The organism is Anaerolineae bacterium, assembly GCA_025062375.1.
Classification (GTDB): domain Bacteria; phylum Chloroflexota; class Anaerolineae; order SpSt-600; family SpSt-600; genus SpSt-600.
The window spans coordinates 1-20,389 of record JANXAG010000033.1; the positions used below are offsets into that span (position 1 = coordinate 1).

Genomic DNA, 20,389 nt, shown 5'->3' on the forward strand with positions numbered 1-20,389 from the left:
CGTTCCCTTCCACTTTGCGGTAATTGGGAGTAAACCACTGGGCGACCGTGACGTGAAGGGAAGACCCATCGCTCAAGTCGTACACCCACTGGACTGAGCCTTTCCCATATGTTCTCCTCCCAATGAGCTTGGCTCGCCCGCTTTCCTGAAGGGCTCCGGCCACTATCTCGGCGGCACTGGCCGTCCCCGAATCCACAAGCACCACCATGGGCCAGTCCACCTTAAAAGGAACCCTCGCTACTTCGTAAGATTTAAGGGAATTTCTGTAACGTTCGTGAACCATAACTCCACCCTTCAAAAAGAAACCGCCAACCTTCAAGGCAGACTCTATCAATCCCCCGGCATTCCCTCTCAGGTCCAGTATGAGGCTTGAAGTTCCCTGTTCCCGCAATTTTATGAGGGCCTGCTCCAGCTCCCGGGGAGTTTTTTCTGTGAACTTGGCAATTTTAACGTAACCTATCCCCGGCTCCACAAGTTTCCATTCCACCGAGGGCGTCTCTATTTTCTCCCGTTTTAGCCTAAAGCTAAGCTCCTCTTCCCCTCTGCGCACAGTAATGTTGACATAGGTGCCAACGGGGCCCCGCACAAGAACCAGAACCTGCTCTATGGACATCTCAGGAGTTATAGGGGTGTCATCAACTCTGGTGAGCTCATCCCCATCCTTGATTCCTGCCTTCATGGCAGGATACCCTTCCATAGGAGTGAGGATGAAACGGCCGTCCTCGGTCTTGCGGATCCAGGCCCCTATCCCGCCGAATTCACCTTTAAGTTCATCTTTCTCCAGAGCTCTGGTCTGGGGCTCCAGGAATAAAGTGTAGGGGTCACCCAAATGGGTGACCACGCCTTTTATAGCAGCATAGGTTATCTGGCGGTCATCAGGTAGGGGCTTGTAATAATCCCTCTTGAGGATTTCAAGGGCCTCCCAGAAAAGGCCGAACTGAGCGCTGTTTTTCCTAGAGATGAATTCATGGGTAAAAAAACCAGCCCCGTAAGAAATAGCTATAAGAAGCACGAACAAAGCAAACAAAAAAACCCTGCGCATCTTCCCCTCCCACGAGGGATTTTACAACCGGCGAAAGCGAAAGTCAAATGGCGTATCAATTAAATTTGGGCCACGTATTGTTATTCTAAGAGCCGCAAAGCCCGATCCACCTTTATTACGAGAGCCCCCCGCTTTGTCGTTTTGTAAAAACGCCCCCCTTCTCTGAAGGTTTGAAAGAAAATGAAATTCCGGGAAACAATTCCCACCAGCTCATGTTTCTGGTTGAAAACCCCGCCGCCGCTGAACCCCCGGGCAACCGGAGGGAAGATGGCGAAAAACGCGCTTTCTTCTCTTAATTCGTCCAAGATTTCCCCATCCCGAGGATATAACACCCCAATTCCACCCGGGAAAAACTCGTGACCTATAACATATATGACTTCACCCGGGCGAAGCCGAACGGGGTCCCCGGGGGAAATGGAAGGCAGCTCAATAGGAGCTTCAAACTTCAGCACCACTAAGTCTAGGGAAGGGTCGGCTTTTACGATTTCAGCCGGGATTTCTTCCTTCCATTCAGTATGAGGTTGAGAAAGCCAGATCTCTTCCGCTGTTATTTTGCCAGTCCTCAGGTTACCGACCAGATGGAAAGCGGTGAGCATAAGGCCTTTCCCAACAGCCACGCCTGTTCCGTTTCTCTCCCCTTCGCGATGTTTTACTTTAACCATAAACACGGCTCTTTGAACCATCCTGACTTCAGGGTCGCCAACAAGCTGGAGGAAATAGGAGGCAGGAAGAGGCTTTTCCAAAAAAGCGGGAGGCTGAAACCCTGCTAACGCCAGGAGTGCGAGCAAAATAACTCTCAGTATCCACTTATGCATGGCTGAAATGTCTCCTCCCCTTAGATTTTCCCCTGAATATCTGGAAAGGCGGCAACTTCAAAGAACCCCTTGCAGATCAAAAGCTGCTTTGTGGGGCGCCAAAATTATACATCTTGTGGCGCTTAAGTTCCAGCACGAGCCGGGAGAGCTCCTGGCTTTTCTCCTGTTGAAAGAGCTGCTGGAAAAAGCGCTTTTTTATCATCCTTAAGCCAGCTGCCCGATTTTTAACACAATGTAACTAAGGAGGCACCTCTGAAGGTTTCTTCCCACCAGGGTGCCGGACGCAGAAGTTTCATCAACTCTCCGGAGCCGACGTGAACGACGACCGCTTCTGGAAGGATGATGGTCGGTCCATGCGGCCATTGTTTTTCCCGCCCCGCTTTGTCTCATCCCTCCTCGCTTGCCAGAAGAGCAGCGCCGAGGGCTCCTACTATCTGAGGCTCTTCAGGCACTATGAGCTTTACTCCGAGCTCTTCTTCAAGGGCTTTAACCACCCCCACGTTCTTGGCGACGCCTCCTGCAAAGGCTACCGGAGGGGTTACCCCTATCCTTTTGGCCATAGCTCCGACCCTCCGGGCTATGGCTTTGTGGATACCGGCTGCTATGTCTTCCACTGGAACTCCCCTGGCAATCAGGGAAACCACTTCTGACTCGGCAAACACTGTGCAGGTGCTGGAGATTTCGGCGGGGTTGCGGGAACGAAGGGAGATTTCCCCAAGCTTTTCCACATCCACTTCCATAACTCTGGCCATTACTTCCAGAAAACGCCCTGTCCCTGCGGCGCATTTATCGTTCATCACGAAATCCAGAACCCGCCCGTTTTTACCCACGAGGATGGCTTTGCTGTCCTGCCCTCCGATATCTATCACCATTCTCACCTCAGGATAAAGGAAATGGATTCCCCGAGCGTAACAGGAGATTTCCGTTACCTGTCGGGAAGCGAAGTCCACGCTTATACGTCCATATCCTGTGGCTACTATGGGGCCCACTTCCGCACGGGATATCTTTGCTTTCTCCAGAGCCTCTTCTAAAGCTTTCTCTGCTGCTTTGCGGCTGTTGGCTCCCGTTTCCAGAATAGAGTAAGCCAGGATTTTGCCATCTTTGAGGATCAAAGCTTCAGCTGATGCAGACCCCACATCTATGCCCACTGGATACTTCATGGTTACAGCCCTCCTCCAAGGGATTCCAGAAATGCTTCCATACGAACCCTGATTTGCCCTTCCTGGTAACCGTTCTCGTCAATGCAATCGCCTTCCAGCTCCAGCAGGGGAACCCCCTCTCCCCTTAATCTTCGGCGCAGAAGGGCTATTGCTCCTTGGGACTGACGGCAGCCCCAGTGGTTAAAGTGAATTACTCCATCGGCCTTGAAAGCCTGCACATCGGCCAGGGCCCTGGCTATGCGCCCTTCCGTGGGCCCCAGAGAGGGGTGGGAAAGCATTTTGCGGGCCAGGGAAAGAAAAGGTTCCCCCTCCACAAGCGGTTCCCACCAGACAGAGCTGTGTTCCTCAAAAACTATCACAGCTTTCTTTTCGTCCTCCACCAGGTGGAACAGGGTAGTTGAGTAGAAAGGCTTGAGGTGCATCCAGTAAAGGCGAGCCCCCTGTTTCTCCTGTTCCGGACGGCTCTCCGCAATTATCCTTCTAATGTAGTCCCTCATGGCTCTGTAATAGGCTACTCCATAGGGTGAACCGAACAGGTAGGCGATGAGGCCAAGATGGCCGATCATCTTGCTCCCCTTCAGAGGAGAGGGAATGAATTTTCGCATCTCTGTTGCTTCAAGGGCCAGGGAACGAGCCTCATTGGATAGCCTCAAGGCCTTTTCAATCCCTCTTATATAGTATCTGTTCCCTCTCGTGCTGGCAAGGCCTTGGGCTACTTCTTCTAAGGAGTAGGCGAGATAATGGGCCGAATCTTCGGTGAAATCCGAGGGCATGTCAATTAAGTAAAAGGGCAGGTTATGGCGAAAGGCCTCCCAGCTTAGGAACACGGCTGCCGTCCAACAGGGGTAATTGACGGCTACGAAAGCGCCGGCTTTCGGGAAGAAGCCCGCTTCAGCAAAACCTATAGCTGCCCGGTGGAAAGAACACAGATCTCTTGGAACTCCCAGTTCATCTGCCAGTCGCAGGGCTTCGGGTGCCAATCCAAAACGTGCAATTGTTGCGGCTGCTATCTCGGGGTAGAAGGGTATAAAGCCCAGACCCCATATGAGTTCTGAAGGCACAAGGATGTTAGCCCACACAATCCTTTCGGGAGGGGAAGAATAGAGGAGGCCTGCCAGCCTCACACTGAATTCCTGCGCTACCCTTTCATGAGGACTTCCAGAGCTGTTCAGTAGAGCTGCAAGGCGTGCAACCTGAGGGTTGGATAAAATAGGTGCAAGCAATTTTAAACATCGGAAGGCTCTATCGGCCTTAAACCGCATCGCACCATCTCCAGAAAAGCCTGAATTCTTGTGATATTTTGCCCGCTTAAATCTTCATCCTCCTCTTCCAGCAGTAGGCAGGGTATGCCCCACCTTTTCAGATAAGAAGCGAGAAAGGGATACTCTGCGAGGGCGGGGTCGCAGAATTTGTAGTAGCTGAAGACCACCCCTTGAACCTTCCGGGCCTTTATTAAGCCCTCGTAAAACGATATCCGGCTTCTGGGGTTCAAATCCCGCGGCGAGGGAGGTCTATTAAGGTAAGCTCTGGCCAGGCTGAGGAGGTTTTCTTCCACACTTTCCCCCACCGGTATTTCCTTCAGGGGGTACCTATCGCCCAATTCTGTATCTTCTGCCACTACCGCAAAGCTTTCTTTCTCTATAAGCTCAATTAAGGGCCTCTTAGCGATTACCCCACTTGCAAGCATGATGCGCGGTTTGGGGGTTTGAGGGCCGGGATTATCAGCATGAACCTCCGTCAGGTTCCTTATGGATTCCGGAGAACATGGGCTGAAGGCCTTGATCCGCAGGTCGTAATAAGCAAGGGAACTCAGTTTACCCTTGAGCCAGAGCTCTTTAGCTTCCCTCAAAGCTTTCCGCAGAGCGTTCCCCAGGGTTATGGCTTCTCTTAAGGCTTCAGAACGGAGATCCCGCCCGAGCTGATGGGCAAGCAGGTTAAATGCATGGGCGAACCTTTTGGCTCCCTGTTCATCCTTTCTGAGGGGTATTTCAAGGGCGATGACCTGTCCTGGTAATAGCTCTTTTAAGACCTCAAAGAATCTGCGGTGGGACTCATCTTCCAGGGGCACAAAGATTGGTTCCTGGCCGTTTTCCTGAATTAATGTAGCCAGTATAAGCTTAAGGTATGCGCAGAAATTTCGGGGCAAGAAACCCTCCGCTCTGGAGACAGATACCCCTGCCGGGGTGAGGAGGCGAGGCTTATACCCCAGAGCCAAAGCTATTTCAAAAGGGAACGCAGGAGAAATGAATCCGAGCCCTTTCATAAATTTTGGCCTTTTGGGTTTTATTATACGGGCCCCGCATGTTTTTACAAAATTGAAGCCGGTAGCATTTGACGGGCAGGATATAAAATGATACAATGAAACAAATAAGGCGAGAGGGATTTCATGAGAAAAGCGATAGTTTTTCTGGCACTCCTGCTAGTGGTGGCCTGTGCAGGCTCCCCCTCTTCAGGGGGAATAAGCCCGGAGGGGCATTATTTTCTGGGCCTTAAAGATGCCAAGGTCCTCATTGAAGAGTACTCCGATTTTCAATGACCCTATTGCGGGCTGCACGTCCGGGAGACGTTGCCGAAGATAAAGAGCGAATACGTTGATAAAGGGCTTGTGCGTTATCAATTTATCAATATGCCCTTGCGCAGCATCCATCCAGCTGCTCAAAAAGCAGCAGAGGCTGCCCTGTGCGCCGGAAAACAGGGGAAATTCTGGGAGATGCACGACACCCTCTTTGAGAGGCAGATGGAATGGGCCGGGCAAATTTCACCCCTAAAATCTTTTGAAAATTATGCCAGAGAATTGGGTTTAAATGTGGATAAGTTTAACCGCTGCCTGGAGCAAGGGGAAACAGCACCTCAGGTCCAGAAGGACCTGGCTGAAGCTGCCAGGAGAGGAGTTGTAGCCGTTCCCACGTTCTTCATCAATGGCCGAAAGCTGGAAGGCGCTTACCCTTACGAGGTGTTCAAGTCCATAATAGAGGAAGAATTGCGGAAATAAGGGTCTTGGCTTAAACTTAGATATGGAGGCAGTGGAAGATGAGTCAATTCAGCCGGGAGAAGGCTTTAGAGACCGCCATTTCTACTATAAAGAAGCGGTTTGGGGATGGAGCAATAATGCGCCTTGGGGATATGCCCAGGCGCGATGTAGCGGTTATTCCCACAGGTTCCCTGGCCCTTGACATTGCCCTCGGAGTAGGAGGAATCCCAAGGGGAAGGATCACGGAAATCTTTGGCCCTGAAGCCTCTGGCAAGACAACCCTCGCCCAGCACATCATTGCTGAAGCTCAAAAGCTGGGTGGAACAGCCGCTTTTATAGATGTGGAGCACGCCCTTGACCCCAACTACGCCCGCAAATGCGGTGTAGACGTGGATAACTTGCTGGTAGCCCAGCCGGATACAGGGGAACAAGCTTTGGAGATAACCGAAGCACTGGTGAGAAGCGGGGCAGTGGATGTAGTGGTCATTGATTCGGTGGCTGCTCTTGTTCCTAGAGCTGAAATTGAAGGGGAAATGGGCGATGCCCACGTGGGCTTACAAGCCCGCCTTATGAGCCAGGCCCTCCGAAAGCTCGTGGGAGCGATCCATCAGTCCCAGGCTGCCCTTGTCTTCACCAACCAGCTTCGCCAGAAAATAGGGGTGGTGTTCGGGAGCCCTGAAACTACCACGGGAGGGATGGCCCTCCGCTTCTATGCTTCCATAAGGCTTGACCTGAGGAAACTTGAGAGCATTAAAAAGGGCGGGGATATAATAGGCAACAGGACCAAAGCTATTGTCAAAAAGAACAAGGTGGCTCCGCCTTTCAAAGAAGCGGAGTTTGATATCCTCTACGATGAAGGTATATCCAAGGAAGGAGATATTCTGGACCTGGGCGTGGCTTACGGGATAATAGAAAAAAGGGGCACTTTCTATTCATACCGTGACGTTAATCTGGGCCAGGGACGGGAAAACGCCCGGGTGTTCCTCAAGGAACATCCCGACCTGAGGGATACTCTGGAGGCTCTTATCCGAGAGGCGGCAGGTCTTCCACCCAAGGAGGCCCTTTTCCGCCATTGATGGCTAAATTTTTGCTGCAGTCGGAAAACATCCCCTCCCAGTAAGGCGGAGGGGTTAAAGTGAAAAGCCCCAAACCCTTTTTAAGCCCGCTTTTTGGGAAAGGGGCTGTTTTATATCTACACCGGCTGCAGCGAAAGGCGGCAGCTGGTTTGCTTTTTAAAAGGAGGGGAAATTTTGCCAGGTTATATAACCCGGATTAAACCTTCTGGCCTTGAAGGGAAGAAATTAACAATAATGATAGAGGGCTTCCCACCCATAACCCTGCCCCGCTCAGAGGCCGAGGGCTTGAGGGAAGGGCAGCTGCTTTCTGAGGAAGAAATCCACAGGCTTATGGAAAGGGCCGATCTATCAAAAGCCCTGGAGGCCTCCCTGCGCCTCCTCAAATTCAGACCCAGAAGCGAATACGAACTCAGAAGCAGATTGAGCCGCAAATTCCCCAGGGACCTGGTGGAAAGGGCCTTGGCTGCCCTTCGCGAAAGGGGATTGATTGATGACCGTCTATTTGCTCGCTACTGGGTTGAAAACCGCAGGGAGTTTAAACCTTCTGGGTTCAAAAAGCTTCTCTATGAACTTCGTTCTAAAGGAGTACCGTCAGAAACCATAAAAGAAGTGCTTGAAGGTGTGGATTTTGAAGAAGAAGCCTACAGAGCTGCTGCTAAGAAAGCGCAGCGCTGGCGTACTCTGGACGAACTTTCTTTTAAAAAGAAAATGGCCGATTTTCTATCACGACAGGGTTTTTCTTTTGAAATCATTGAAAAAGTGGTGCCGAGGATTTGGCGGGAAATCCAGCAGGAGGAGTAGAAATGGGGTTGATGCTGATCGTAGCCTTTGTCTCAGCGATACTGGCCTTCGCCATAGGCTATGGCTTAAGGCTTTATCAGGAAAGGAAAACCATCGGATCTGCTCGTGAAGAGGCGGATAAAATTGTAAAAGAAGCTCAGGAGAAGGCTAGGGAGATACTTTTAACGGCTAAGGACGAAACTTTAAAAATGCGGGCTCAGCTGGACGAGGAAATCAAAAGGCAAAGGGCTCACCTCCACAGCCAGGAAGAAAGATTGCAGCGTCGCCAGGAGTTTCTGGACCGCAAGGCCGAAAGTCTGGATAAAAGGGAGAAAAAATTAACCCAGCGTCAGGCTGAAATCCAGGCCCTTTACGAAGAAGTCAACCGCTTAAAAGAAAAAGAGCTGGAGGAGCTTACCCGAATAGCGGGGCTGACTCCTGAGCAGGCAAAAGAAATACTTCTAGAAATGGTGCGCGAGGAAGCTCGCCAAGAAATGGCCAGGGTTATCCGCGAGGAGGAAGCAAGAGCCAGGGCCGAGGCCGAGCGCAGGGCCAGGGAGATAATCGCTGAAGCTATGCAGAGGATCGGAGCCGAAGAAATAGCAGAGCTTGCCACAACTACTATCCCCCTGCCCAGCGACGAGATGAAGGGTCGCATAATCGGCCGGGGAGGAAGAAACATAAGGACCATTGAAAACGCCCTTGGGGTTGATTTGGTAGTGGATGATACACCTGAAAGCATTACGATCTCCTGCTTCGATCCCCTCAGGCGGGAGATCGCCAGGATAGCTCTGGAAAAACTCATAATGGATGGGCGGATCCAGCCAGCCAGGATTGAACAGGCGGCGGAGCAGGCCCGAAAGGAAGTGGAGAATATAATCAGAGAAGAAGGAGAGAAAGCCCTTTACAAACTCGGCCTCACAGGACTTCCCGAGGAAATCGTGGTCCTTTTGGGACGCTTGAAATTCCGCACCAGTTACGGCCAGAACGTCCTGCTCCATTCCATAGAAACCGCACGCTTGGCAGGAATAATGGCCGCTGAACTCAAGGCTGACGTAAAAGTTGCAAAGCTCGGGGGCCTCCTCCACGATATTGGTAAAGCCGTGGATCAGATGGTTGATGGGCCTCACGCGGCCATCGGGGCGGATATAGCTCGCAAGCACGGCCTCCCAGAAGCCGTGGTCAATTGCATCGCTGCCCATCACGGCGAAGTGGAGCCGCAATCGGTGGAGGCAATTCTTGTGGAGCTGGCTGATGCCCTTTCAGGGGGAAGACCGGGAGCTCGCCGGGAAAGCCTGGAAAGTTACATAAAACGCATTGAAACCCTGGAGGCCATCGCCTCTTCCTTTAAAGGGGTAGCTCAGGCCTTCGCTATCCAGGCTGGTCGGGAGATCAGAGTCATCGTTAAGCCTGAGGAGTTGGACGACCTGGCAATAATTCAGCTTTCCAGAGAGATAGCCCGCAAAGTGGAGGAAAACCTGGAATATCCGGGCCAGATAAAAGTGGTGGTTATCCGGGAGACCAGAGCGGTGGATTATGCCAAATGATAAAAAGGATTGAACTGACTAACTTCCGCAACTACCTTAGCCTATCTCTGGACATGCCTCCTGGTATTATCATCCTGCAGGGCAATAACGCTCAGGGGAAGACCAATTTTTTAGAAGCCATATACCTGTTGGCCACGACTCGGTCCCCCTTTTCCAGAACTGACCAGGAGTTTGTCAACTGGCTTATCCAGGAAAGCCCCTTCCCCTTCGCCAGAATCGCAGGAGTGGTATCGGGAAGCGAAGGTGAAACCCGGCTTGAGCTGATTATAGCCGGAGAACCAGGCCCTTCAGGGGTTCGATACCGCAAAAAAGCTCTAATCAATGGGGTCCCGAAAAGGCTCATGGACCTTTTGGGGCATTTTAAGTGTGTCCTCTTTTCCCCCCAAGATGTGGAAATAATAGCGGGTTCCCCTGAAGAGCGAAGGCGCTTTCTGGACATAGCGTTATGTCAGGTGGATCTGAAATACTGTCAGGCCCTGGCCCTTTACAACAAAATAGTGGAGAGGCGCAACCATCTCCTGAAGAAGGCGCAGGAGGAAGGTTTCAAGGAGGAGGAGTTTATATTTTGGGATGAAAACCTGGTCAAGTATGGAAGCCTTGTAACCAGAGCTCGCTGGGAAGCCTTGGAACTGATGGCTCCGGAGATAAGGGAGAATCACCTGCTCCTGACCGACGGCGAAGAGAATCTTCAGCCCGTTTACCTTTCATCGGCGATGGGTAAAGCTATTACCGGCCTGAGCCTTCTTTCGCTTCCACCCCTGCAAGAGATTGAGAAAATTTTCGCCAGGAGGCTTTCAGAGGCCAGGGAAAAAGATCTGGATCAGGGGGTCACCACTATCGGACCCCACAGGGATGATGTTAAATTTTTGCTCAATGGAAGGGACCTTTCGGCCTATGGTTCCAGGGGACAGCAGCGTTCGGCAGCTTTTTCCCTTCGCCTGGCCGAAAAGGCTTTCATTGAGAAAAAAAGCCGGGAAAGCCCTCTCCTCCTTTTGGACGAAGTTCTTTCAGAGCTTGATCAAAAAAGGAGAGAGCGCCTCGCGGAAATTGTTTCCAGAGTCCCCCAGGCTATCATTACCTCCCTGGAATGGGAAGGGTTCCGGAAAGAATTCCTGGAAAAAGCACACCTTTTCACGGTCTCTCAGGGGGTAGTACGAGAGGTTGTTTTCCATCAAGCACGTAATCTTTAAGCGGGTAAGGGCCTGCCTTCAGGAGGAGAATTAAAAGTTAAGCTCTGAAAGGGCACGGGCTAAAAGTTCCCGTAACCCTTTATCAGGATTTAGGTAGTAAACGTAAGTGTTATCAAATTCTTCACGCTCCACGATGCCCAAGAGGTGAAGGTCATAAAGCTCCAAGGCCACCGCCTCTTTCTCTCTTCCCACTCTCAGCGCAATTCCCAGACTTGTGTCCCTGATATTGGGGTTCCGGTTGAAGAATTTCAAAAGGTCCAGTTTCAACAGAGAACAGCCGAGCCTTTCAATGAAGGCCAGAACCTCAAAATCCACCCCTGAGAATTCTCTCATCATCCCCTCCGCTTCTGATTTTAAGGCAAGTCCTCCGCTTCTCTCAATAGTACTTAAGTCCCTCTGACCTTGCGTTTGAGTTCGTAAAGCTTGTTGAGAGCCTCAAGGGGTGTCATGGAGTCTATGTCCAAGTTTTTGAGTTCTTCCAAGACCGGATGGGAAAGGGTGAAAAGGGGAAGCTGGGTGGCTTTTGGGGCCCGCGGGCGAATGGCAGCAGGACTGGAGTTGCTCTCCAATTCTCTGAGGATTTCTTCGGCCCGATGGATCACAGGTTTGGGAAGCCCGGCCAGCTGAGCCACATGGATGCCGTAGCTCCGGTCTGCTCCTCCTGGGATTATTTTGTGCAGGAATATAACTTTGCCCCCTTCCTCAGCCACAGCCACATTATAGTTGCGAACCTTTGGGAGAAAGCGCTCCAGTTCTGTCAGTTCATGGTAATGGGTGGCAAACAGGGTTCTGGACCTCAATTTGGGATGGTTGTGGATGTATTCCACTACCGCCCACGCTATGGAAATTCCGTCGTAGGTGCTTGTCCCACGCCCTATTTCATCCAAGATGAGGAGGCTTCTGGAGGTAGCGTGATGGAGTATGTTGGCTGTTTCCACCATTTCCACCATAAAGGTGGATTGCCCCGCCGCAATTTCATCCTGGGCCCCTATGCGGGTGAAAATTCTATCCACAATGCCTATGCGGGCTTCTCTGGCCGGCACAAAGGAGCCAATCTGAGCCATAAGGACTATCAGGGCTACCTGACGGATGTAGGTGCTTTTACCGCTCATATTGGGGCCCGTTATAACCAGGATGCGCTCTTCCGGAGTGAGGTGGACATCGTTGGGCACGAAGGGCTCGCCTATAGTGAGTTCCACTACGGGATGACGCCCTTCAATTATGTGGATTTCATCACTTTCATCTATAACTGGGCGGACGTAACCATTCCTTTCGGCCACCTCTGCCAGGGAAGCGTAAACATCCAGTTCCGCCAGGGCTGAAGCAGTGTTCAGGAGCCTGGAGCCTTCCAGGGCTACCTCGCGGCATACTTCTCTGAAAAGCTGAGCTTCCAGTTCGGCGATCCTTTCTTCAGCGTTCAGGACCAGGGCTTCATATTCTTTAAGTTCGGGGGTTATAAAGCGCTCCGCGTTGACCAAGGTTTGCTTGCGGATGTAATCGGGCGGAACTGCGTTGAGGTTGGACCTGGTCACTTCAATGTAGTAGCCAAAAACTTTGTTGTACCCCACCTTGAGGTTTTTGATGCCGGTTCGCTGGCGCTCACGAGCTTCAAGATGGGCGATCCATTCTTTGGCATTGCGGGAGGCTTCAATAATCCCATCCAATTCCCTGGAGAAGCCCGGCCTTATAACTCCACCAGCTCCAACCGTGGCCGGAGGGTCATCGGTTATGGCGCGGGCGATAAGGTGTGCTACTTCGGGGGCCGGATCCAGCTTTTGGATAACAGGCTGGAGCGGGTGAGGGTTCTTCTCCTCAAGGGTTTTCCGCAGCTCTCTTGCCACTTCCAGAGTTTTCCGGATCCCCACCAGGTCTCTGGGGTTCGCTATCCCCTGCCTGACTCTTCCTACCAGTCTTTCCAGGTCCGAGACCTGTTTCAGCAGTTCTCTAACTTTTGCTCTAAGGATGGTGTCTTTGAAAAGGGCTTCAACGGCATCAAGCCTTCGGTTTATTTCATCAGTTCTGACCAGGGGCTGGTGAACCCACCGGTAAAGGAGCCTTCCCCCCATAGGGGTCCTGGTGCGGTCCAGAACCCAGAGAAGGGAGCCTTTCTTTTCCCTGCCTCTTATGGTTTCCGAAAGTTCCAGGTTTCGCCTTGTGGCGGGATCAAGCGGCATGAATTCGGAGGTTGAATAAGTTTTGATGGAGAAAAGCTGACGGAGGGCAGTTTTCTGCGTTTCGCTCAAATACTGGATGATGGCTCCAGCTGCCCTCACAGCCAGGGACTTTCCCTCCAGGCCGAATCCGTCAAGAGTGGCTACTTCAAAGTGGTCCAGAAGGGCCTGGCGAGCGTTCCCGAGTTCAAAATGCCAAGATTCAAAGGAAGTGATATGAGCGCTGAGCCCAAGGTTTTCCAATTCTTTTCGGCTTGCCTGATCCACTATTATTTCAGCGGGGTGAAGCCTCTCCAGTTCTTCCCGCAGGGCCAAAAGAGGGTCATCGGCCTCTATTTGTGTAGCTGCAAACTCTCCGGTGGTGATGTCAGTATAAGCGAGGCCTGCTTTTTTTCCCTCAAAGACAACAGCTGCCAAGTAGTTGTTGCGTTTATCTTCCAGTAAGCCCGGTTCAACTATTGTCCCAGGAGTTACAACCCGGACCACTTCCCTGGGAACGAGGCCTCCTATAGGCTTGTCGCTTAGTTGCTCGCATATTGCCACTTTGTATCCGGCTGCAATAAGTTTGGCCAAATAAGTTTCCAGAGAATGGTGGGGAACCCCAGCCAGTGGAACCCTCTGCCCTTTCCCTACCGGGCGGGAAGTAAGGACGATGTTGCATACTTCTGAAACGATTCTGGCATCTTCGTCAAAGGTCTCGTAGAAATCCCCAAGGCGAAAGAGGAGGATGGCATCTGGATACTGGCGCTTTATTTTCAGGTATTGGGAACGCACCGGGGTTAACTCTTTATCCTTCAAATTCCCCTCCGCTGTTAGATATTATATCTCTCAGAGCAGATTTGACACAACAGCGGAGGTCTGGTATCTTGTGGAAACTGCAGGCGCCTTCCTCCTGTCAGCGGAGGTATGGAGAGGGTCAGGACGAATGCGGGAACCTTTTGAGTTTGTGGTTCTTGAAGAAGACAAGCAAACCTGGGCGAGGGCTGGGCTTATCCGGACCCCCCATGGGGAAGTTCCTACGCCAGTTTTCGCTCCTGTAGGGACTCAGGCCACAGTGAAGGCTCTCACCCCAAAGGAACTGGAGGAGCTCGGCGTAACCCTTATCCTGGCTAACACTTACCACCTTTATCTGCGACCTGGTCCGGAAATAGTAGCTGAGCTCGGAGGGCTTCACCGTTTCATGGCCTGGCCTCACCCCATCATGACCGATAGCGGTGGTTTCCAGATTTACAGCCTGGAGTCTCTGCGTCAGTTCACCGAGGAAGGCGTAATCTTCCGCTCCCATTTGGATGGTTCCATGCACCTTCTGACCCCGGAGAAGGCTATAGAAATCCAAGAGCTTCTGGGGGCCGATTTCATAACCTGCCTTGATGAATGTGCTCCCCTGCTGGAAAAAGAATATGTGAGGGAAGCCACCGAAAGAACCCACCGTTGGGCTGAGCGCTGTATTAGAGTGCATCAGCGCAGAGACCAGGCCCTTTTCGGCGTAATCCAAGGAGGCATTTTTCCCGATCTGCGCCGGGAAAGTGCAAAATTTATCGCTTCCTTGGGCTTTGACGGCTTCTCCATAGGTGGGTTATCGGTAGGTGAACCCAAGGAAAAGATGTGGGAAATGCTGGAGGTGGTTATCCCTTTGCTCCCGCCAAATAAGCCCAGACACCTCTTGGGGGTCGGTGCCCCTGAGGATTTAGTTGAGGGAATAAGCAGAGGAATTGACATTTTTGATTGCGTTCTTCCCACCCGAATGGGCCGCACAGGAACTCTTTTTACCCGGCAAGGGAAGATTAACATCCGCAATGCCATTTATGCCCGGGACCCGAGCCCTATAGATCCTACCTGCCAATGTTATACCTGCCGCAATTTTTCTCGCGCTTACCTCCGCCACCTCTTCAAGGCCGAAGAAATCCTGGCCCCTATTCTGGCTACAATTCACAACGTTTACTTTACGGTAAACCTGGTGAAAAAGGCAAGGCAATCCATTCTGGAGGGTAACTTTCCCCAGTTCCGGGAGGAGTTCCTGGCTTCGTATGGAATGGAAACAGCTTTACCTCCTGAAGGAGAGGCATAATGGACCCATTTCAGGCCATTGCTATGGGGGTGCTCCAAGGGGCAACAGAATTTTTGCCCATATCCAGCTCCGGGCACCTGGTTCTCATCCCCCACCTTTTAGGGTGGCCCATTCCCTCTGTAACTTTCGATGCTCTGGTGCACTGGGGAACTCTGGCAGCCGTCGTGGCCTTTTTCCGGAAGGAGCTTAAATCTATTGCAAAAGCATGGCTCAGGAGCATAACCGCTGGGGAAAGAACTTACACAGCCTATCTGGGCTGGCTCATCCTCCTGGGGACAATCCCGGCTGTGATGGCGGGGCTTTTGCTGGAGGATTTCTTTGAGGGCCTCTTTTCCTCCCCAAGGTCTGTTTCGGTGGCTCTTATGGTTACAGCTTTGCTTTTGGTGGTAGCCGAACTCAGTATAAAGCCCCGCAAAAGGTTGGAACGACTGAGCTGGACCGACGCGCTTTTAATAGGCTTATTTCAAGCCTTAGCCATAACGCCAGGGATTTCCCGCTCGGGTTCTACCATAGCGGCCGGAGTTTTCGCTGGGCTTGACCGGGAAGGGGCGGCGCGTTTCAGCTTTCTTCTGTCAGTGCCGGTAATACTCGGAGCTGGATTCAAGGAGTTACTGGACATTTCCTTTGCTGGAGGATGGAAAAGCCAGTGGTTTATCCTTTTCCTGGGGTTTGTCGGTGCCCTGGTAAGCGGTTATGCCAGCATAGCTTTCCTCATCTCCTTTGTCAGGCGCAGGAGGTTTTATGTTTTCGCTTTCTATTGTCTGGCGCTGGGTTTTCTGGGCCTTCTCTATTCTTAGCCTTTTGCCTGGAGCTTGCTTTCCCCCTCGGCCTCAGACTTCTCCCCCTTTGAAGGTAGGGGTCTGCACTTCTTTCCGCCCCCTGGTAGATGAAATAGCCCGAACAGGCCTGTGGAACCTTGAGGTTGCTGAAGGCCCCAGTCAGTTCATCATCAGAGGGTTTGAGGCCGGGGAGTTTGACCTGGTCATAGTAGCCGTGCCTCTACCCGAAGCCACCATTATTGCCAGGGATGCCCTGGCGATTATAGTTCATCCTGGTAATTCCGTTAACTCTTTAACTCTGGAGGAACTCAGGCGCATTTATGCCGGCTATGTATGGGATTGGAGCCTCTTAGGGGGTAAAGGGGAAGTGGTGATCGTAAGCAGGGAGGAGGGTTCGGGGGCAAGGGCTTTCTTTGAGGAAAACGTGATGAAAGGAGAAAGGCTTTCCCCCGCCGCTGTGGTAATACCTTCAAGCCGGGAGGTCCTGGATTATGTGGCTCTTAGAGCTGGAGCTATTGGGTACATCTCCGCCTCATGGTTGAACAAAAAGGTCAAAGCGGTGCTGGTGGAAGGGAAAGCGGTTTCATCTCCTGATTATCCTCTGAAACTGCCTGCTTATGCCGCATCGCGCACCGAAGCTGGCTTTAAATTTATAGAATTCCTCAAGGGGCCTGTCGGCCGTAGAATCCTTTCGGAACGTTATTTCCTGCCTTAGGCACAACAACCTCTCCTCCAATCCCCCTCTTAACCTCAGCAAAACCAGGTTGCTTCGCTTTTCCCGTTGCTTTATAATTACTTCCAGCAAACATAGGGGGTAAGAAATGGCGTACTTTAAGGGAATTTCTGCTTTTATTGTTGACATGGATGGGGTCCTCTACAGAGGCAATACCGCTATCCCTGGAGCGAAGGAGTTCATCTCAACCCTGGAGGAAACCGGGCGCAAATTTTTGCTTCTCACCAACAACTCCTCCTTAACTCCAGCCCAATACGAAGCCAAACTGGAAAAGATGGGGATAAAAGTTCAAAAGGAAAGGATTTTTACCTCGGCTCAGGCTACGGCCTTTTACCTCCGCCTGACGGCCAGGGCCGGGGCTAAGGTTTTCCTCATAGGCATGGATGGCATAAGGGAAGCTCTGTTAGCCGAAGGATTTACCATCTCCGAAGACAAGGACGTGGATTTTGTGGTGGTGGGGATCGACTACAACCTTTCTTATGAAAAGCTTAAAAAAGCAACGCTGGCTATAAGGGCGGGGGCAGTCTTCATAGGCACTAACCCCGATAAAACCCTGCCCACAGAAGAAGGGCTTTGCCCTGGAAATGGGGCCATCCTCGCCGCTCTGGAAGCTTCCACCGATGTCAAACCCATTACCATAGGAAAGCCTTCCCCTTTGATTTTTGAATTGGCTCTTAAACGCCTGGGAAGCAATCCCCAAGAGACGGCTGTAGTGGGGGACAGACTGGAAACAGATATACTGGGAGCTCACAGGGCTGGACTTAAAAGCATACTGGTGCTTTCTGGAGCCACCGATAGAAACCATCTGGCCTTAGCCGAATTGAAGCCTGACTTCGTCTTTGAAAGCGTAAAAGAATTGGCAGAAGCTTTAAGGGGGGAATAAATTGCCAGCGCTTTTTTACGGAGCGATAATAAGCTGGTGCCTGGCCGGGGCAATGTGGTGGTGGGCTTCTCGAGGAGGGAAAAACCGAGCGCTTATCCCTGGAATTGGTCTGGAATTGCTCGGGAATTTACTGTGGCTTGCTGTACTGGTGAATTTTAGCCTAAAAGCTCGTTACTGGCCATTTTCTACCCCTGAAGAATTTCTCCTCATAACCCTGGAATTCGCCGCTTTTACCCATTTAATAGCGGAAATAAAGGCGGAAAGGAAGGGCACGGGGTGGATGGCCCCCTTCACCATCGCATTGTTGGCTCTGGGAGGAAGAGGAACCCTAACGGCAGAAATTTTCCCCCCTCCTCCCGCTTTCAGTAGTATTTGGTTCCAGCTTCACACTCTCACTGCCTCAGCGGCTTACGGAGCTTTTCTCGTTGCAGGAGCTACATCTCTGGGGACTATTTTTAGACCGGACCAAAAACCTCAAGGGCTTGTTGGGGAAATGGCTCTGGGCTACATCGGCCTGACCCTTTCCATGCTAACCGGTGCTCTGTGGAGCCAGTTTACCTGGGGGAATTACTGGAGTTGGGGTCTGAAAGAAATTTGGACTTTAACCCTATGGTTAATGGCTGCTCTGTACTTCCACACTCGCTCCCTGCCCTGGTGGGAGGGTCAGAAAACGTGGATTTTGGTTACTTTAATAATGGTAATCATGCTTTTTTCCCTGCTGGGCATGGACTGGCTTGCCAGGAGATTAACCCTGGAAACCCTTTACATTTTCTGAAAAGCTATGAGAGGGCGAAAACTTCGGATAAAATGGGAAGAAGAGAGCGATTTTCTGCGGAACCTTTATCGGGAAGAACAGGACGAAGAAATACGCAGGCGCTTGCAGGCCTTATGGCTTCTGAGGCAGGGATACAAACTTGCCCAGGTGGCATGGCTTATAGGAGTTCATATCCGAACGCTTAACAGGTGGCTTTCCTGGTACAGAAAAGGAGGGATAAAAGAACTTAAGGCTCGCCACAGGGGTAACCCCAGAGGTAAGAAGCCTTTTCTCACGGAAGAGCAACTTTTAGAGCTTGAAAAGAACATCAGGAGTGGGTCTTTCGCTAACTTGCAGGAGACCATCGCTTGGGTTAGGGAAAATTTTGGTGTAAATTACTCTTACTGGGGCTTGTATTCCCTCCTCAGGCGAATGGGTCTCTCTGGCAGAGGAGGATTCAAGGCTAAAGCGAAGAAAAAGGTTCAGATGTGGTGAAGGAGAGGAGAGCAGGGATGATAAACAGGCGGGGTTTCGTAAAGTTAATAGCGACCACGGCAGGGGCATTAGGGCTTGCCTCTCTTCTTAAGGGAACCCATGAGACTGGAGCTGCTACAAAACTTCCTCCCAATGCCCGCGAAGCCCTCTACTATATCCCTGGAGGAAAAGAAACCACCGATTGCACTCGCTGCCATACATCCCCTGAGCCCTCCCGCACCCTTTACTGTCACATCCCCCACAAAGGCAATTATGTTAAATGCCAGCTCTGTCCCAGAGGTTGTTTAATAAGTGAAGGACGCCGGGGTGATTGCAGGGTTCGGGAAAACAGGGGTGGTAAACTCTACACCATGGTCTACGGTAACCCTTGCGCGGTCCACAATGACCCTATAGAGAAGAAGCCCTTTTACCATTTTCTTCCTGGGACCATGTCTTTCTCCCTGGCCACGGCTGGCTGCAACCTCCACTGTCTTTATTGCCAGAACTGGAGCATATCCCAGGTTCCTCCTGAAGAAACGGAAAATTATGACCTTCCTCCTGAAGAAATAGTTATGCTGGCGGAAATGCTTGGCAGTTCTTCCATAGCTTTCACTTACACCGAGCCCACCATTTTTTACGAATATATGTGCGATATAGCTCGCCTGGCCAGGCCCAAGGGGATAAGGTGTATCGTCATCAGCGCTGGCTACATTAATCCGGAACCCCTCCGCCAACTCTGCCGGATTGTGGATGCCATAAAAATTGACTTCAAAGGCTACAGTGAAGAGTTTTACCGGAAAGTTTGCTTCGGCACCCTTCAGCCAGTTCTGAACGCAATGAAGATAATCCGGGAAGAGGGAATCCATCTGGAAATAGTGAACCTTATAGTGCCAACTTTGAACGATTCTGAAGGACAGATAAGGGGGCTTTGCCGCTGGATTGTGGAAAACCTGGGGCCTGATGTTCCCACCCACTTCTCACGCTTTTTCCCGACGTATAAACTCACCCACCTCCCGCCTACCCCGGTGGAAACCCTGGAAATGGCCCGGGAAATAGCGACGGAAGAAGGGATAAAGTTTGCTTACGTGGGCAATGTACCTGGCCATAAATGGAGTAATACTTATTGCCCAAGATGTGGCAAAGAGATAATAACTCGTCTGGGCTTCAACGTAATCAGTTACCACTTGCGGGAAGGAAAATGCAAATACTGTGGAGAGCCTATTTCGGGGGTCTGGGCTTGATGTAAAGAAATGGATCCGAGAACAAAGTTGCTTCTGGCTATGGTTTTTTCCGTTATAGCAGTAATAGAAGAGCGTCCGCTGGCCCTTGTAGTATTTGCGTTAATGCCTTTTTTCCTGGCCCTAGGCCTTGGGCTTGCACGGGCATGGATCAATTCTCTCAAGCTTCTTACCCCGATGTTCCTTGTGGCATCCATCATCACCCTTGCAGCTTTTGGCCCCTTGATAGCTCTGGGCGTGGCCTTGAGGCTTATAGCGGTGAGTGGAGCTTTTACCCTCTTTTTCCGCACAACATTACCTGAAGATCTGGCGGGCGCCTTGGTTAAAATGGGAGTCCCCTACGTTTTTGCCTTCATCCTTACCACAGCTATGGAATTTATCCCGATAATCCAGAAGAAAATAGTGGGAATAATAGATGCCCAGCGCTCCAGAGGCATACCTCTTGAATTGGGGTGGCGAGCTTTGCGCTACTACCCGGCTCTATTCATACCTATTATGGTAACCAGCTTCTCCCTGGCTGATGAACTTGCTATGGCCATGGAATCAAGAGGTTTTGGTCGGAAAGGACGCTCTTTCTACCGCAACTATGCCTTTAGCTTAAGGGATTGGAGTGCTTTAATCGTTAGTGCAATCCTTATAATCTTCTGGGCTCAGACCTTGCGATAAATCGTTAAAGGGAGCCATCAACCATCCTTTGCATCCCGCCCA

Annotated in this window: 21 protein-coding genes; 14 read left to right on the forward strand and 7 right to left on the reverse strand. The window is 51.3% G+C overall.

Going from position 1 to position 20,389, the window contains the following annotated elements; translation table 11 throughout:
• The 5 genes from NZ653_08155 to NZ653_08175 all read right to left on the reverse strand — a co-directional run.
• Positions 1-1,042 (reverse strand): S41 family peptidase (locus NZ653_08155; protein ID MCS7287090.1); only part of this gene is annotated, 1,042 nt, incomplete at its 3' end.
• An 80-nt stretch (positions 1,043-1,122) separates the two neighbouring features.
• Positions 1,123-1,857 carry a serine protease gene (locus NZ653_08160; protein ID MCS7287091.1) on the reverse strand — a complete coding sequence of 245 codons (735 nt, stop codon included), beginning with the start codon at positions 1,855-1,857 and terminating at the stop codon, positions 1,123-1,125.
• A 386-nt stretch (positions 1,858-2,243) separates the two neighbouring features.
• Positions 2,244-3,017, reverse strand: coding sequence for an acyl-CoA dehydratase activase (locus NZ653_08165; protein ID MCS7287092.1), 774 nt, complete (start codon positions 3,015-3,017; stop codon positions 2,244-2,246).
• A gap of 2 nt (positions 3,018-3,019) precedes the next feature.
• Complete coding sequence (locus tag NZ653_08170) at positions 3,020-4,279, reverse strand: 2-hydroxyacyl-CoA dehydratase family protein (GenBank protein MCS7287093.1); 1,260 nt, start codon at positions 4,277-4,279, stop codon at positions 3,020-3,022.
• Positions 4,243-5,280 (reverse strand): 2-hydroxyacyl-CoA dehydratase family protein, encoded by a 1,038-nt coding sequence (locus NZ653_08175; protein ID MCS7287094.1) that lies wholly within the window; start codon positions 5,278-5,280, stop codon positions 4,243-4,245. The genes NZ653_08170 and NZ653_08175 overlap by 37 nt, the downstream gene beginning before the upstream one ends.
• A 123-nt stretch (positions 5,281-5,403) precedes the next feature.
• On the opposite strand from NZ653_08175, the gene NZ653_08180 reads away from it, so the two are divergent.
• The 6 genes from NZ653_08180 to recF all read left to right on the forward strand — a co-directional run bounded on the left by NZ653_08180 (position 5,404) and on the right by recF (position 10,581).
• Positions 5,404-5,553, forward strand: coding sequence for a hypothetical protein (locus tag NZ653_08180; GenBank protein MCS7287095.1), 150 nt, complete (start codon positions 5,404-5,406; stop codon positions 5,551-5,553).
• A gap of 30 nt (positions 5,554-5,583) precedes the next feature.
• Complete coding sequence (locus tag NZ653_08185) at positions 5,584-6,009, forward strand: DsbA family protein (protein ID MCS7287096.1); 426 nt, start codon at positions 5,584-5,586, stop codon at positions 6,007-6,009.
• Between the two features lie 38 nt (positions 6,010-6,047).
• Entirely contained in the window at positions 6,048-7,064 is a 1,017-nt protein-coding gene (gene recA / locus NZ653_08190; GenBank protein ID MCS7287097.1) for a recombinase RecA, read from the forward strand.
• A 174-nt stretch (positions 7,065-7,238) separates the two neighbouring features.
• Positions 7,239-7,865, forward strand: a complete 627-nt coding sequence (locus NZ653_08195) for a recombination regulator RecX (GenBank protein MCS7287098.1) — start codon at positions 7,239-7,241, stop codon at positions 7,863-7,865.
• A 2-nt stretch (positions 7,866-7,867) separates the two neighbouring features.
• Positions 7,868-9,391, forward strand: coding sequence for a ribonuclease Y (rny, locus tag NZ653_08200; protein MCS7287099.1), 1,524 nt, complete (start codon positions 7,868-7,870; stop codon positions 9,389-9,391).
• Entirely contained in the window at positions 9,388-10,581 is a 1,194-nt protein-coding gene (gene recF / locus NZ653_08205) for a DNA replication/repair protein RecF (GenBank protein MCS7287100.1), read from the forward strand. The genes rny and recF overlap by 4 nt, the downstream gene beginning before the upstream one ends.
• A gap of 30 nt (positions 10,582-10,611) precedes the next feature.
• On the opposite strand, the gene NZ653_08210 is transcribed toward recF, so the two are convergent.
• Positions 10,612-10,914: a hypothetical protein gene (locus NZ653_08210; GenBank protein ID MCS7287101.1), complete on the reverse strand. Its 303-nt coding sequence runs from the start codon at positions 10,912-10,914 to the stop codon at positions 10,612-10,614.
• A gap of 53 nt (positions 10,915-10,967) precedes the next feature.
• Positions 10,968-13,550 (reverse strand): DNA mismatch repair protein MutS, encoded by a 2,583-nt coding sequence (gene mutS, locus NZ653_08215; protein ID MCS7287102.1) that lies wholly within the window; start codon positions 13,548-13,550, stop codon positions 10,968-10,970.
• A 127-nt stretch (positions 13,551-13,677) separates the two neighbouring features.
• Here mutS and tgt point away from each other — a divergent pair, with 127 nt between their 5' ends.
• The 8 genes from tgt to NZ653_08255 all read left to right on the forward strand — a co-directional run bounded on the left by tgt (position 13,678) and on the right by NZ653_08255 (position 20,347).
• Positions 13,678-14,820: a tRNA guanosine(34) transglycosylase Tgt gene (tgt, locus tag NZ653_08220; GenBank protein MCS7287103.1), complete on the forward strand. Its 1,143-nt coding sequence runs from the start codon at positions 13,678-13,680 to the stop codon at positions 14,818-14,820.
• On the forward strand, positions 14,820-15,617 hold the full coding sequence (gene uppP / locus NZ653_08225; protein ID MCS7287104.1) for an undecaprenyl-diphosphatase UppP: 798 nt from the start codon (positions 14,820-14,822) through the stop codon (positions 15,615-15,617). The genes tgt and uppP overlap by 1 nt, the downstream gene beginning before the upstream one ends.
• 49 nt (positions 15,618-15,666) lie before the next feature.
• On the forward strand, positions 15,667-16,314 hold the full coding sequence (locus NZ653_08230) for a substrate-binding domain-containing protein (protein ID MCS7287105.1): 648 nt from the start codon (positions 15,667-15,669) through the stop codon (positions 16,312-16,314).
• Positions 16,315-16,420: 106 nt separating this feature from the next.
• Positions 16,421-17,215 carry a TIGR01457 family HAD-type hydrolase gene (locus NZ653_08235; protein ID MCS7287106.1) on the forward strand — a complete coding sequence of 265 codons (795 nt, stop codon included), beginning with the start codon at positions 16,421-16,423 and terminating at the stop codon, positions 17,213-17,215.
• A gap of 1 nt (position 17,216) precedes the next feature.
• Complete coding sequence (gene ccsA, locus NZ653_08240) at positions 17,217-17,990, forward strand: cytochrome c biogenesis protein CcsA (GenBank protein ID MCS7287107.1); 774 nt, start codon at positions 17,217-17,219, stop codon at positions 17,988-17,990.
• 6 nt (positions 17,991-17,996) lie between these two features.
• Positions 17,997-18,464: a helix-turn-helix domain-containing protein gene (locus tag NZ653_08245; protein ID MCS7287108.1), complete on the forward strand. Its 468-nt coding sequence runs from the start codon at positions 17,997-17,999 to the stop codon at positions 18,462-18,464.
• A 17-nt stretch (positions 18,465-18,481) separates the two neighbouring features.
• The gene (amrS, locus tag NZ653_08250) at positions 18,482-19,684 is read left to right on the forward strand and encodes an AmmeMemoRadiSam system radical SAM enzyme (GenBank protein ID MCS7287109.1); all 1,203 of its coding nucleotides are present in this window, start codon (positions 18,482-18,484) and stop codon (positions 19,682-19,684) included.
• Between the two features lie 9 nt (positions 19,685-19,693).
• A complete protein-coding gene (locus NZ653_08255; GenBank protein ID MCS7287110.1) occupies positions 19,694-20,347 on the forward strand; it encodes an energy-coupling factor transporter transmembrane protein EcfT in 654 nt (217 codons plus the stop codon).
• Positions 20,348-20,389 lie beyond the last annotated feature (42 nt).